Source organism: Streptomyces synnematoformans, assembly GCF_039531005.1.
Taxonomy (GTDB): domain Bacteria; phylum Actinomycetota; class Actinomycetes; order Streptomycetales; family Streptomycetaceae; genus Streptomyces; species Streptomyces synnematoformans.
This window is the reverse complement of record NZ_BAAAPF010000005.1, coordinates 24,937-39,664: the sequence shown is the minus strand read 5'-3', so window position 1 is coordinate 39,664 and position 14,728 is coordinate 24,937. Positions and strand designations below refer to the sequence as shown.

Here is a 14,728-nt window from a genome sequence, read left to right as displayed (position 1 = left end):
GCCGCGGAAGCCGGCCGCGCGTGTGACACCCCCTCGCGGGCGGCGGACCGTCACCCGGCCCACATCATCGGTCGATGGTCGGCCTCGTGACCGTGTCCGGGCTATCGGGGTTATCCCCGACTCGGCGCGGCCGGGAGAGAGCGACTACGGTCCGGCGCGTCCCCCGCTTTTTCACCGATCGGCTCCTGTGCAGGACACCGGCGTCCGCCGGAAACGGAGTTCCGGCCCGTCCGCGGCGCTTGCGCCGGCCCGTCCGCGGCCGGTCCGGAACCACCGCCAACCCGAAGGGAAAGCCCGATGAAGGCACACCGCGAACGGCCCCTCCGCGCGGCGGCGCCCCGGCCGCAGGAATGAGCACCGCCGCGGAACTCCCGGCGCCCCTGCTCCGCTGGCTCCGCGAGCCCGTCCCCGAGGACTTCCCGTACGCGGCCGTGGTGTCCGAGTTCCAGCGGGTCGGCAAGGAACGGGTCGCCGCGGCGCTGCTCGCGGCCCTCGCGGAGGCCCGGACCAGGACCGCGGCGCACTCCCCGCTCGCCCGCTTCCTGGACGTCGCCCTCGACAAGCACGACGGCCGCTACGACTACGGCTCCTACCTGGCGATCGAGCTGTTCCCCGCGCCGGCCGACACCGTCACCGACCGGGTGGTCATACGCCTCGTGGCCGATGCCCTCGCCTTCGAGCTGGCGGCGCTGGACGGTGCGGACGTTCCCCTGCCGCGGCTGCGGCCGGACCGGCGGACGGTCGTTCTGCGCTGCCGGCACGGGCTGCGCGGCCTCGCCCGGCTCGCCGCCCGGACCGGCGGCCCGGACATCCCGGAGGGAGAGCCCGTCGAGGCCGCGCGGGCGGCCGTCACCGCGGTCGCGGAGGACGGCACTCCGCAGGAGACCCACCTGCTGCGGACCACGCTGCTGCCGGTCGACACCGTCCACGACGAGTACCTGTTCCTCAGGATCCTGCAGTCCTTCGAGATGCACTTCGCGATCTCCGCGCGGCATCTGGCCACCGTCCCGGCGCTGCTGGACGCCGGTGACGCGCGCGGCGCCGGAGCCGTCCTGGGCGATCTGGCGGACCGGTTCGACGAGACCGCGCCCCTCTTCTCGCTGCTCGCCACGATGCAGGTCGAAGCGTTCCGGACGTTCCGCCTGCACACCGAGGGGGCCAGCGCCATCCAGTCGAACAACTACAAGCGGCTGGAGTCGCTGTGCCGCAGGCCCGACCCCGGACGGCTGGAGTCCGCCGCGTACGAGTCGGTTCCGGTGGTGCGCGACGAGGTCCTGGAGGGCCGCCGCACCGTCGACGAGGCGCTCGCCTCGCTCGGCTCCTCGCCGGGCGCCGCCGCGCACGTCGAGCGGGAGCGGCGGCGGTTCGCCGCCGCCTACGAGCGCTGGCGGCGCACCCACCACCGTCTGGCCGTCCGGATGCTCGGCGACCAGCCAGGGAGCGGCTACACCGCGGGGGTGCCCTACCTCGCGGAGGCCCGCACTGTTCCCGTCTTCACGACCTGACCCTCACCAAGGAACACCCCATGGCTCTGGTAGAACACACCCTCAGCCCCGCCGACGCCGCGGCACTCGCCGTGCTGGCCGACGAGAGCGAAGGCGATCCCGGCGACCCCGGATTCCACGACCGCCACTGGCCGCTCGCCGAGCGGCTGCCCCGGCAACTGCGCGGCCTGCTCACGGACTTCCGCCGCGCCGAGCCGGCCGAGGCCTGCCTCGTACGGGGCTTCCCGGTGGCCGAGGAGACGGCGGGGCCGACGCCCCCGCACTGGGAGAGCGCGGCGGGCGTCACCACGACGCGGAAGGCGGAGGTCCTCCTCTCGCTGTGCGGGGCGGTCCTGGGCGACCCGTTCGCCTGGGCGACGCTGCAGTCCGGGCGTATGGTGCAGAACATCCTGCCGATCCGCGGTGACGAACAGCAGCAGAACGGCCACGGCAGCGAAGCGCTGCTGGAGTTCCACACCGAGGACGGCTTCCACCCCGACCGGTGCGACTACCTGCTGCTGCTGGGCATGCGCAACCACGACCGGGTGCCGACCCTGCTCTCGTCGGTGCGCGACGTCGTGCTGGACGACCGGACGCGCAAGGTGCTGGCCGAACCGCGGTTCTGCATCCTTCCCGACGGCGAGCACCTGCGGCAGCTGGCCGAGCGGGCGCCGGACGGCGCCGCCCTGGCCGAGGTGCGGGCGCTGTCCGAGCAGCCGCCCGCCGTGCCCGTCCTCTTCGGGGACCGGCTGAACCCCTATCTCCGGATCGACCGCCCGTTCATGCGGTGCGGGCCCGGCGACACCGAGGCCGAGGAAGCGCTCGACGCGCTGATGGCGGAGCTGCACCGCGTCCGGCGCGAGGTCGTCGTGGAGACCGGCTCCCTGCTCGTCGTCGACAATTACCTCGCCGTACACGGCCGGAAGTCGTTCCCGGCACGTTACGACGGCACCGACCGCTGGCTGAAGAAGCTGACCGTCCGGCGCGACCTGCGCCGCCTCGAACGTGCCCGGGCGGCCGGGAGCCGGCGCGTCCTGTACTGATCGTCGTCGAACACCTTGGAGGAAACGTGCGGACCGTTGTCATCTCGGGAGCATCCAGCGGAATCGGAGAGGCCACCGCCCAGCGCTTCGCCGAGGCCGGCGACCACGTCGTCAACCTCGACATCGCTCCGCCGCAGGACACGCCCGGTGAGTGGATCGAGACCGACGTCTCGGACTGGGCCGCCGTCGGCAGCGCGGTGACGAGGGTGTACGACGAACGCGGGCGGCTGGACGTCGTGATCGCCAACGCCGGCGTCAGCGTCCGCCACGGCGTGCTGGACCTGACCGAGGAGCAGGCCCGGCGGACGACCTCGGTGAACCTGCTCGGCGTACTGGCCCTGTGGCAGGCCGCGGCACGCATCATGGTCGGGCGGAAGGAGGGCGTGCTGCTGGCCACCGCCTCGGTCAACGGACTGCGGGGGTACCCGTTCTACGCGGACTACAACGCGACCAAGGCGGGTGTGGCCGCGCTCTGCCGGACCTTCGCGATGGAGCTGAGCCCGCACGTACGCGCCGCGTGCGTGAGTCCGGGAGCGGTGCTCACCCCCATGCAGCTCGCCGAGTACACCGACGCCATGCTCGCCGAGACCAACCGGCGGATACCGGCCGGCCGCCATGCCGCCCCGTCCGAGATCGCCGAGGCGTTCTTCTATCTCGCGTCTCCCGCGGCCGGCTTCCTGACCGGGCAGGAGCTGGTCATCGACGGCGGCGAGACGGCGGGGGCGACGACGACCGCCTTCGGCGGGGCCTGATCCACGCGGGCTCCGGCCGGAGCCCGGCGGGCGGGCGCCGCTCGCGCCCGGCCTCTCCGCTCAGCCGCCCCGCCTCCCGCGGGCCGCGTACCGGCTGCGGTCGACCGGGACGACCGGGGCCGCGGCGGGCCGGCCGGGCGTACGCCGCTGGGCGGTGACCTGCGTGGCCAGACCGGCCACCGTCGGGTCCTCCATGACCTGCCGGAGCGACAGCCGCACATCGAACTCCTTGTCGATGCGGGCCACCAGCCGGGTCATCAGCAGCGAGTTCCCGCCGATGTCGAAGATGCTGACGGTTCTGTCGACCGACGTCAGGTGCAGCAACTCGGCCAGAGCCGCGGCGATCCGCCGCTCCTCGGGGCCCGTCGCGGGATCCTCGCCGCCGCCCGCCGCGGCCGGAGGCGGGGGGAGGGCGCCGCGGTCCACCTTTCCGCTGGAGTTCACCGGCAGGCGGGGCAGCCGGACCAGCCCGGCGGGCACCATGTGTCCCGGCAGCACGGCCCTCAGGCCGCCCAGGATCTCCCGGTCCGACGCCGCCGTGTCGCCCGTCACGTAGGCCACCAGCATCGGGCCGGCGGCGCCGCGGCACACCTCGACCACCGAGCGCCGCACCCCCGGCACCCGGTCCAGCTGCGCCTCGATCTCGCCGAGTTCGACGCGCAGCCCGTTCATCTTCACCTGCCGGTCCATGCGGCCGAGGAACTCGACGCGTCCGTCGGCGCGCACCCGTACGAGGTCGCCGGTGGCGTACATCCGCCCGCCGGGGACGTCGCGGAAGGGGTCCGGCAGGAAGCTGCCCGCGGTCAGCCCCGGCCGGCCGAGGTAGCCGGTGGCCAGGCCGTGGCCGCCGAGATGCAGCTGTCCCTCGGCGCCGGCCGGCACGAGGTTCAGCTGCTCGTCGAGGACGTAGGCCGCGGTGTTCGCCACGGGCAGGCCGATCGGCGGCGCGTCCGCCGTGTCGGCGAGGGTGAGGGGGGCGGACGCCGACCACACGGTCGTCTCGGTCGGCCCGTACATGTTGAGGACCTGCCCGCCCGACGCGCACAGGTGCGCGGCGAGTTCACGCGGCAGCGCCTCGCCTCCGGTGATCACGGTGAGGTCCGGATCCGGTGTCCAGCCGGCGTCGGTCAGGAGCTGCCAGGTGACCGGCGTCGCCTGCATGTGGGTGAAGGCGCCCGTGTCCAGCCGGGCCCGCAGCGCGTGGCCGTCGCGGACGGTGTCGCCGTCGGCGAGATGGCAGGTCCCGCCGGAGACGAGGGGGAGATAGACCTCCAGCACGGAGATGTCGAAAGACATGCTGGTCGGCGCCAGCAGGCGCGTCCGGGCGTCCATCGGCACCACCCGCGCCATCGCCGCGAGGAAGTTGTTCAGCGCCCGGTGGGGCACCTGTACGCCCTTGGGCCGCCCGGTGGAGCCGGAGGTGTAGAGCACGTACGCGGCGGACTCGGGGTGCACCGGCACCTCGGGAGGCGTGCCGTCCGGATCGCCGGGTGCGGCGGTGCCGAGGTCGGTGCCGAGGTCGAGGACCGGGCAGGGCGGCTCCGCCCGGGCGAGGCCCGAGCGGCTGATCACCAGGTGCGCACCGCTGTCCGTCAGCATGTACCGGATCCGGTCCTCCGGCAGCTCGGGCGCTACCGGGAGGTAGGCGGCGCCCGCCTTGAGCACCGCCAGCATGCTCACCACGAACTCCGCGCCGCGGGGCAGGCGGATCGCGACCACGTGCCCCGGGCGGACGCCCCGGGCGGCCAGCGCGCCGGCGAGCGCGTCGGCGGAGCGGTCGAGCCGGCCGTAGGTCAGCCCCTCCCCGTCGGTGGCGACCGCCACGGCCCCGGGGCGCAGCCGGGCCTGCCGTGCGACCCGGAGGTGGACGTGGTCGTCGGCCGCGTAGTCGGCGTGCGGACCCGTGAGCGCCGCCGGCTCCGCCGTGGCGATCTCCCGCACCGGCCCGCCCGGGCCGCCGAGGACGGCCTCCAGCACGGACACGAACTGCCGGACGATCCGTGCCGCCGTCCCGTGGTCGAACAGGTCGGTGTCGTGGACGAGTTCGCCGGAGAGGCCGTCGCCGACCTCCGCGAGGTGCAGCGCGAGATCGGCCATGGCGCCGGTACGGGGCAGGGCGACCGATTCGCAGACCGCCTCGCCGAACCGCCCGGTCACGCCCGGCCGGTTGACGGCCATGGCGGCGACCGGCAGATCGCCGCCGGCGAAGGCCTGCTGCAGCGCGAACATCACCTGGACGAGCGGGGGCCGGCTGGGGTCCCGCCGGGCGTCGACCGCGTCGGCCAGTTCGACGAACGGCAGCGCCGCGTGCTCGAACGCGTCCCTGCTCGCCGCGCCCACGCGGCCGAGCAACTCGCCGAAGGAGCCGTTCGGATCCACCCGGCAGCGGACCGGGACGGTGTTGATGCAGCAGCCGACGACCTCGGCCGACCTGGTGCTGCCGCGCCCGTGCACCGGTGTGCCGACCAGCAGGTCGTGCCGGCCCGAGTAGCGCCAGAGCAGCAGCGAGTACGCGGCGAGGAGGACGGTGAAGAGGGTCGTGCCGTTCTCGCGGGCGAGCCGGCGCAGACGCGCCGTGGTACCGGGGTCCACGGTGAAGGTGGTGGACGCGCCCCGCAGGCGGGGCAGCGTCGTGCGGGGCCGGTCGGTGCGCAGACCGATGTCGGCGGGCGCGCCGCGCAGGGCCGCGCGCCAGTGGTCGGCCAGCCTGCGGCCCTCCGGTCCCGCCAAGAGCTTCCGCTCCCGGTCGACGAGTTCGGCGAACCCGGGCGCCGGGCCGGTGCGTACCGCCGCGCCCGTGTAGCGCTCGCAGACCTCGCGGAGCACCAGGTCGACGGACCACAGGTCGGACACCAGATGGTGCAGCACCAGGACGAGCCGGTGCCGGTCCGGCCCCGTCCGCAGCACGTGGAGCCGTACCAGCGGGCCGTTGACGACGTCCAGCGGCGTCTTCGCGACGGCCGCGGTCCGTTCGCCGAGCAGCGCCGGGGGCACCTCCTCACGGTGGAAGCCGGGCCCGAGGCTCGCGTGCACCCGTTGCACGGGTTCTCCGGCGACCACGGGGAAGGTGGTGCGCAGCGCGGAGTGGCGGTCGGCGGTTCCGGCCAGCGCCGCGCGCAGCGCGGCCACGTCCAGGCGGCCGTAGACGTCGACCGCGGCGCCGAGCAGGTACGCCGTGCTCTCCGGCGCCAGGTCGTGGCTGTAGCGCATGCCGCGCTGCTGCGCGGAGAGCGGGTGGTCACCCGGCTCGGCCGACGGGGCGGGGCCGTCCTGCGGGCGGGTGCCCAGGGCGGCGAGTTCGCGGATGCTGCGGTGCAGCAGGGTGTCGGCCACCAGGTCCCGGCCGGTCCGCCTGCCGACCCGGTGGGCGACCGTCAGCGCGTCGAGGGAGTCGAGCCCGAGGTCGATGAGGGGGGCGTCCACGGACACGTCGTCCACGCCGGTGCCGAGCAGGGCGGCGATCTCCGCCCGCAGTCGCGCGGCGTCCCCGGCCGGCGTCGCGTCCGGCCCGCCGGCCGGCTCCGGCGCCTGCGGCTCCGCGGTACGGGCCGTGGGGCCCGCGGCCAGCGAGGCCAGGGTGCCGTCCAGAAACCGCTGCCGGCAGGCATGCCGGGCGATCTTGCCGCTGGAGGTGCGGGACAGCCCGGCGAAGGGGACGAGGACCACGTGCCGCGGCCGTACCTGGTGGGCGGCGGCGACCGCGATCCGGACACGGCGGGCGATCTCGTCGAGATCGCCCCGGCCGGCCTCCCGGCGCAGCTCGCAGGCGACGACGAGTTCCTCGGCCTCGGCGCCGGGCACGGCGAACGCGGCGCAGCCGTGCACGCGCAGGCGGGAGTCGGCGCCCTCGGCCGTCGACTCGATGTCCTGGGGCTGATGGTTGCGGCCGCGCACGATGACGAGGTCCTTGGCCCGGCCGGTCACGTGCAGCTCGCCGTTGCGCAGGAAGCCGAGGTCCCCGGTCCGCAGCCAGCCGTCCCGGAACACCTCGGCCCAGTCCCGCGGCCGGTTCCAGTAGCCGCCGGCCACACTGGCGCCGCTGACCTCGACCTCGCCCTCCGCCCCACCCGGTGCCGCGGTCCCCGTCTCCGGGTCCACGATCCGCAGGCCGACGCCCGCGAGCGCCCCGCCGGAGCCGACCACGGCGTCGTCGGAACCGTTCGCCGCGGCCGTCCTGAAGCCGCTCCCGCGCTCCCCCGCGGTCACGATCAGCGCCGCCTCGGCGAGGCCGTAGCAGGGCAGGAACGCGCCCGCGGAGAAGCCCGCGTCGGCGAACGCCGCCGCGAACGAGCGCAGCGTCCGTTCCCGGATCGGCTCGGCGCCGCTGAAGGCGACCTGCCACGAGGAGAGGTCCAGGGACGCGCGGACCTCGGCGGGGACACGCTCGACACAGAGGTTGTACGCGAAGTCGGGCCCGCCGCTCACGGTGGCCCCGAAGTCGCTGATCGCGCTCAGCCAGCGCCCCGGGTCCCGGGCGAACGACGACGGCGACAGCAGCAGGGTCGAGCCGCCGCAGAACACGGTGCCCAGGACCGATCCGATCAGGCCCATGTCGTGGTACATGGGCAGCCAGGAGACGGCGCGCGTGTGCTCGCCGAGTCCGAGGGCGTCCCGGATGAGGGCGGTGTTGGCGAGCAGGTTGGCGTGGCTGAGCATCACGCCCTTCGGCCGGCCGGTGGATCCCGAGGTGTACTGAAGGAAGGCCAGGTCCTCTCCGCGCGGCCGCGGGAGCCGGCTGCGGGGAGCCGGCGCCGAGGGCTCCGGGACCACCATCTCCAGCGCGGCGGCGGCCGCCAGGTCGCTCCTGCGCCCCAGCTTCTCCCGCAGGGCCGCCGTCGTCAGCGCGACCCGCGCGCCGCAGTCCCCGGCCACCGCCGAGAAGCGGGCGGTCGACGACGGATGGCGGCTCGGCGGGTAGGTGGGGACCGCGACGGCCCCGGCGTAGAGGCAGCCGAAGAACGTCTCCACGTACTCCAGCCCGAACGGGTGGAGCAGGAGGACCCGTTCCCCGCCGAGACCGCGGCCGGTCAGGTCCGCCGCGATCGCGGTGGCACGCTCGTGCAGCTGCGCGTAGGTGAGTTCCGTCGCCGGCCCCTCGCCGTCGGGCCGGTACGTGAAGGCGGGCCGGTCCGGCGTGCGGGCGGCGGCGGCTTCCAACACGACCTGCCATGCGGTCATCGCGCGGCCTCCCTCGGGCGGTCTCGGTTCTCCCGTGTCCACCGGCCAGCCTCGCACCGCGGAGCGGAGCCGCGACGTCAGTGCTTTACCCGACTGATGCACCGGCGGCCGCGAGCGGGAGGGTTTCACCGATCAGCAGGAGGCTCCGTGAGCGCTGTAGCCCTTTCTCGTGACTTCGGACGTCTCTGGGCGGGCAACTCCCTCACGGAGTTCGGCTCCCAGGTGACCATGACGGCCCTGCCGCTCATCGCCGTCGCACGTCTGGGGGCCGAGGGGCTGGAGATCGGACTGCTGCAGAGCCTGTATCTGATCCCGTTCTTCCTGCTGGCCCTGCCGGCGGGCGTCTGGCTGGACCGGGCGGCCCGGCGCCCGGTGCTGATCACCACGGACGTGGCCCGCGCGGTACTGGTGGCCACGATCCCCCTGGCCGTCGCGCTGGACTCGCTGACCTGGACCCACCTGTACGTCGTGGCGCTCGCGGGCGGGGCGATGACCCTGCTGTACGACATCGCCTCGGCGGCCTACGTACCCACCCTGGTGGCCCCCTCCGAACTCTCCGTCGCACACAGCAGGATGAACGTGAACCGGGCCTTCAGCGGGACCGCAGGACCCGGGGTCACCGGTGTACTCGCCGGGCTCATCGGCGCGGTGTCGGTGCTGTTCGTCAGCGTCGTCACCCTCCTGGCCTCCGCCCTCACCCTGACCTCCATCCGGGGCCGGGAGAAGCCGGCGGCGGCCACGGCGAGACGTGACCGGGACGGTCCGGCGGACGCCCCGGGCCGGCGGGACCTCGTCGGCGAGACCCGGGAAGGGCTGCGGGCGGTGTTCCGCAACCCGCCCATCCGCTCCCTCGCCGTCCACGCGGCCCTCTATGCCGGCGCGCTGCAGCTGGCCACCGTCTCCTCGGTGATCTATCTGCTCAACGACGTCGGCGTGGGCCCCGGCTGGTACGGGGCCGCGCTCTCGCTCGGCGGCGTCGGCGGCGTGCTCGGCACCCTCGCGGCGCCCGGCATCCTGCGGCGGTTCGGCTACCGGGGCACACTGCTCGGCGGGATCGTGTTCGCCACCGTCCCGTTCGTCCTCGTACCGCTGGCGACCTCCGTCGTGGTCACCGCACTCTGCGCCGCCCTCGCGCTGTTCCTGGTGGGCGCGGGAAGCTGCGTCGTCGGCACCTCGGCCATGACCCTGCGGCACCTGCTGACCCCGCCGGAGCTGCACGCCCGGATGAACGCGAGCTACCGCCTGCTCCCCATGGCGGCCACCCCGGCGGGGGCGCTGGTGGCGGGGGTGCTGGCGGAGGTGACCGGAGCGCGGAACACCCTCTGGCTCGCCCCGGCGGCCCTGCTCGCCTCCGGCGTCCCGCTCCTCGCCGCTCCCCTGCGCGAGCTGCGCCACCGCAGCGAGGTGTACACGTGACGTCCCCCGCGTACCCGGTCGCCGAACTCGGCAGCGACGAGTTCTACGCCACCACCGACCCGACCGGGCTGTGGCGGCGGTTCGCGGCGGACGACGCCGTGGTGTGGACGCCCCCGAGCACCACGCACAACGGGTTCTGGTCGGTCTTCTCGCACCGTGCCTGCACGGCCGTGCTCGCCGCGGACGCCCCGTTCACCTCCGAGTACGGGATGTTCATCGGATTCGACCGGCAGCGGCCGGACGCGGGTGGCGGCCGGATGATCGTGGTGAGCGAGGGCGCGGCGCACGACCGGCTGCGGCGGGTCATCGGCGGCCACCTCGCCCGTGCCACCGCGGGGCCGCTCGCCCGGGTCGTCGCACGGGAACTCGGCGACTTCGTCACGGCCGCCCGCGAACAGCCGGTCACGGACGCGGCGGCGCTGGGTTCGGCGCTCCCCAACACCGTGGTGTGCGAGCTTCTCGGCGTGCCGGCCGCCGACCACGAACGGCTCCGGTATCTGACGCAGTTCGCGGTCGGTGCCCCGGACGATCCCCGGCTGATGTCGCCCTCGACGGCCCACCTGCAGATCATGGGCTACTTCGCCGACCTCGTCCGGCACCGGCGCCGCGCCCCGGGCGACGACCTCGTCAGCCACCTGCTCGGCCACGGCATGTCGGAGCACGACGTACTGATCAACTGCGACAACGTGTTCGCCGCCGGGAACGCGACCACACAGCACTCGGTGACCGGCGCCTTCGACGGCCTCGCCGCGTCACCGGGCGCCCTGGAGGCCCTCCGCACCGACCCGGCGGCGGTCAGGACCGCCGTGGAGGAGGTGCTCCGCTGGTCGACGCCGGGGCCCCACGTGCTGCGGGTCACGCTCCGGGACACCGTCGTCAACGGGCGGCCGGTCCCCGCGGACACCGCGGTGGTCAGCTGGCTGGCCGCCGCCAACCGGGACGCGCGGGTCTTCCCCGACCCGTACCGGTTCGACATCCGCCGGCGGCCCAACCGCCACCTCTCGTTCGGGCACGGCCTCCACTACTGCATCGGTGGCGCGCTGGCCCGGCTGGAGCTGCGGATGCTTCTGGAACGCCTCGCCGAGCACGTCACCGCGGTCCGGCACGCGGGAGAGCCCGAGCGGCTCCGGGCGACCAAGGTCAACGGATACCGCCGTCTTCCGGTTTCCTTCGAGTGGAGAGTCTGAGCATGCCTGGAACACGAGCCTCGGTCCTGCGGGCGGCCCTGGTGGTCCTTCTCCCGCTGCTCTGCGGGATCGCGGCACTGATCTCGGTCCAGCCGCCCTCGGCGGCGTCGGCCGACGCACCGGCCACGCGGTTCTCCGCGGAGCGCGCGTACCCGCACCTGGAGCGGATCGCGCAGCATCCCCGCCCGACCGGCGGCGCCTACACCGCCGAGGTCCGCGACTACCTGGTCGAGACGCTCCGGAAGACGGGTCTGACGGCCGAGGTCCAGCGCGCCGTGGTGTTCGAGGAGGAAGAGCCCGGAGACGTCACCGGCGCGCGTCTTGAGAACGTCGTGGCGCGGCTGGAGGGCACCGGTGACGGGCCGGCCGTGCTGCTCGCGGCCCACTACGACTCGGTGGGCAACAGCCCGGGGGCCAACGACGACGGCGTGGCCGTCGCCGCGCTCCTCGAAGCGGCCCGTGCCCTCAAGGCGGCCGGGCCGACCCGGAACGACATCGTGGTGCTGTTCACCGACGCCGAGGAGTACGGCAGCCTCGGCGCCCAGGCGTTCGTCGAACAGCACCGGTGGGCGGACGACGTGGGGGCCGCGCTCAACTTCGAGGCGCGGGGCAGGAGCGGGCCGTCCATCATGTTCGAGTCCAGCGGCGCCTCCGCCGGGCTGCTCAACGAGACGGACACGCCGGTCGCCAGTTCCGTCAGCGAGTCGGTCTACGGGCTGCTCGGCCACCACACCGACTTCACGGTCTTCGAGGATGCCGGCCTGCAGGCCATGAACTTCGCGTACGTCGGCGAACTGATGCACTACCACACCCCGGTCGACTCACTGGAGCACGTCGATCGGCAGAGCCTCCAGCATCACGGCGAGTACGCCACCGAGATCGGCGCCCACCTCGCCTCGTCCGACCTCGCCCGGTCCACCGCGGACGAGGTCTACTTCACCCTCCCCCTGGTCGGCATCGTCTCCCACCCCCTGTGGGTGACCTACCTGCTCGGCGTCCTCGCCCTCGCGCTCCTGGGCGCCGGGGTGGTCACCGGCGTGCGGCGCGGCCTCCTCGCACCGCGGCGGCTCGCCACGGCCGTGCCGCTCGTGGCGGGCGGCACGGTGCTCGGCGGCCTCGTACCGTTCGCGCTGTGGCAGGCGCTCCGCGCGTTCTACCCCGGCTACGACGACATCCCCCTCGGCGACGTCTACAACAACGGGCTCTTCCTGGCGGCGTTCGCGGTCCTCACCGCCTGCACGCTGGCGCTGTGGCTGCGGTGGTGCCGGAGGAAGGCGGGTGCCGCGGACCTCGCGGCGGCGGCCGCGGTGTGGTGGGCGGTGCTCACGGTCGCGGCCCTCCTGCTGCTGCCCGAGGCCGCGTACGTGTTCGTCCTGCCCCTGCTCACCGTCGGGCCGGCGCTCGCCTACCCCTCGTTCCGCGACGTCGGGTACGCGGTCGCGGCGGCCGTCGGACTCCTGCTCCTGGTGCCCGCCGGCTATCTCGCGCTGCTCGTCACCGGGCTGGAGTTCGCCTGGACCGTCTTCCTCCTCACGGCGGCCCTGCTGGTCCTGCTCCTCTCCCCCGTCAGCCTCCCCTTCACCGTGCCGCGGACGCTCGTGAAGTGGGCCGCGCCCGTGGCCCCGGTCACGGCGGTCGCGCTGCTGTCCGCCTCCCTGGCCACCGGAGGGTTCGACGAGGAGCACCCGGAGCCGGGGACCTTCTTCTACCTCCTCGACTCGGACACCGGGCGGGCCCGCTGGGGTACGACCGATCCGGTCCCCCAGGCGTGGATCGAGGACCACGCGCCGGAGTCCGTCGAGAGCGGCCGGCTGCCGAAGTTCTTCAGCAACCGCTATCCGTTCCGCACCGGGAAGGCACCGGCGGCCGACCTCCCGAGCCCGGAGATCAAGGTGCTCCGCAACGTCGTCGCCGACGGTGTGCGCACCGTTCGGTTCTCGGTCGCCTCGCGGCGGCTGCCGCCCGTCCTCGTCGTGACGAACCCGTCCGGCCTGCGGGTGCGCAGCGCCGTGGTCAACGGGACGAAGGTCACCGGTGGCGCGGACGCCCCCGACGCCGGCTCCCCGTGGAGCCTGGAGTTCCTGGCCGTTCCCCGGGAGGGCCTCGACATCACCCTGGAGGTGCAGTCGGGCGAGCCGTTCCCGCTGCGCGTCCGCGACCGCAGCTTCAGCATCGAGGAGGTCCCGTCGCTGGCCGACGAGATCGACCGTCCTCAGGACACCATGCCCGGGAACGACCACGGCGACTTCGTGATGACCAGTACGGGCACCGTGGTGAAGTAGCCGCCCCGGGCTGCGGAGGTGCAGCCCGGGGCGCTCGTACGCGGGAGGGCGGGGCGGGCGCCCGCCCCGCCGTCAGGGGCGGGGGCGGGCGACCACCCGGTTGGCGACGGTCAGGCCGGCCAGCTCGGCCCTGCTGGAGACACCGGACTTGGCGAAGATGCGGGCGAGATGCGTTTCCACCGTCTTGTGGCTCACCTCCAGCAGCCTGGCGATCTGCCGGTTGGTCCGGCCCTCGCTGACCAGATGCGCGATCTCGAACTCGCGCCGGCTCACCAGCACCGGCCCCGCGGCACTCTTCTCGGGGATGTCCAGCAGCGCCTCGTACCGGGCCCGGGCCCGTTCCCAGCGGACGGCGTGCTGCACCCGTCCGGCGGCACGCTCGGCCCGGCCGAGCAGCTGCGCCGCCCGCCGGCGCTCCCACACCGGGAGTTCGCCGAGTTCGTCGCCCGCGACATCCAGTACCGCACGGACACAGGCCCTGCTGTCGCCGGCCGCCAGGACCGCGGTGGCCCAGGCCAGACGAGCCCGCCGCCACTGCGGGCTGTCCAGGTCGACGACGCGCATCGCGCACGCGGCGTCGGCCAGCGCCCGATCGTGGCGGCCCGCGGCGAGGGCGACATCGGCCCGCACGACGAGGGCCATGGCCCAGTGGTCGTGATGGTCGAGGGAGCGCGCGACCGCCACCGCCCGCTCCGCCCTGTCGGTCGCGGCCGACAGCGCTCCCTGCCGCAGCGCCAGCTCCGCGAGTCCCGACTGCAGCGGGGCGACGGGCAGATACTGGCCGCTCGCCTCGCACACCAGCAGTCCCCGCTCGAACCGCCGGCGGGCCCGCTCGCTCTGGCCGAGGTGCGTCTCGGCCCACCCGAGGTCGGACATGAGGGCCGGACGCTCGATCAGTTCCTCGTCGGTCCGCGAGTCGACGAGATCCGCCGAGTCCTTCACCAGCCGCAGCGCGTGATCGACCTCCTCCCGGTCGAGCGCCTCGACGGCGAGCAGCACCCACGCGTGCGCCCGCTGCAGGCGCTGCTCCTCCGTGATCACCGCCAGCGCGGCGTCCGACCAGGACCACCGGGTATCCCAGAGGGCCGTTGCCGCCAGCTCCAGCCGGAGACTCCCGGTGTTCACGGCGGCCGAACGGCCCACGGCTCCCCGCAGGATCACGCGCGCGTGGGTGAAGCGGCCGTCCGCGAGTGAGAGGATCGCCAGGATGTCGGCGGCCTGGTCCAGCTCCTGGTCCGGCCCGACGAGCGCGCTCCACTGCGCAAGAGCCGCACGGCACTGTGTCAGCTCACCGACGCGCGCGTACGCACGCGCCATGGACAACAGCAGGTCGGCCCGCTGCCGTCCGCCGTCCGGAACGGCGGACAGCAGCCCCAGGGCAGCCCG

The 14,728-nt window shown here is 74.3% G+C and carries 8 protein-coding genes; 6 read left to right on the top strand and 2 right to left on the bottom strand.

The annotated features are described in order from the left end of the window. Window positions 1–350: 350 nt before the first annotated feature. From ABD317_RS02860 to ABD317_RS02850, 3 genes are read left to right on the top strand one after another with little or no spacing between them, the layout of a single operon-like run. On the top strand, window positions 351–1,505 hold the full coding sequence (locus ABD317_RS02860) for a tryptophan 2,3-dioxygenase (protein WP_344287473.1): 1,155 nt from the start codon (window positions 351–353) through the stop codon (window positions 1,503–1,505). 20 nt (window positions 1,506–1,525) lie between these two features. Further along, complete coding sequence (gene gntD / locus ABD317_RS02855) at window positions 1,526–2,527, top strand: guanitoxin biosynthesis L-enduracididine beta-hydroxylase GntD (RefSeq protein ID WP_344287471.1); 1,002 nt, start codon at window positions 1,526–1,528, stop codon at window positions 2,525–2,527. 26 nt (window positions 2,528–2,553) lie between these two features. Next, window positions 2,554–3,279, top strand: coding sequence for an SDR family oxidoreductase (locus ABD317_RS02850; protein ID WP_027752561.1), 726 nt, complete (start codon window positions 2,554–2,556; stop codon window positions 3,277–3,279). A 60-nt stretch (window positions 3,280–3,339) separates the two neighbouring features. Here ABD317_RS02850 and ABD317_RS02845 read toward each other — a convergent pair whose 3' ends face one another. Beyond that, window positions 3,340–8,457, bottom strand: a complete 5,118-nt coding sequence (locus tag ABD317_RS02845; protein ID WP_344287469.1) for an amino acid adenylation domain-containing protein — start codon at window positions 8,455–8,457, stop codon at window positions 3,340–3,342. Window positions 8,458–8,604: 147 nt separating this feature from the next. Between ABD317_RS02845 and ABD317_RS02840 the strand changes: the two genes are divergently transcribed. The 3 genes from ABD317_RS02840 to ABD317_RS02830 are packed head-to-tail and all read left to right on the top strand — an operon-like array spanning window position 8,605 to window position 13,342. Then, on the top strand, window positions 8,605–9,873 hold the full coding sequence (locus ABD317_RS02840) for an MFS transporter (RefSeq protein WP_344287467.1): 1,269 nt from the start codon (window positions 8,605–8,607) through the stop codon (window positions 9,871–9,873). Next, entirely contained in the window at window positions 9,870–11,060 is a 1,191-nt protein-coding gene (locus ABD317_RS02835) for a cytochrome P450 (RefSeq protein WP_344287465.1), read from the top strand. Before ABD317_RS02840 ends, ABD317_RS02835 begins: the two co-directional genes overlap by 4 nt. 2 nt (window positions 11,061–11,062) lie before the next feature. Then, the gene (locus ABD317_RS02830) at window positions 11,063–13,342 is read left to right on the top strand and encodes a M20/M25/M40 family metallo-hydrolase (protein WP_344287463.1); all 2,280 of its coding nucleotides are present in this window, start codon (window positions 11,063–11,065) and stop codon (window positions 13,340–13,342) included. 72 nt (window positions 13,343–13,414) lie between these two features. Here the strand turns inward: ABD317_RS02830 and ABD317_RS02825 are convergent, their stop codons facing one another. Further along, a complete protein-coding gene (locus ABD317_RS02825) occupies window positions 13,415–14,659 on the bottom strand; it encodes a LuxR C-terminal-related transcriptional regulator (RefSeq protein WP_344287461.1) in 1,245 nt (414 codons plus the stop codon). Window positions 14,660–14,728 lie beyond the last annotated feature (69 nt).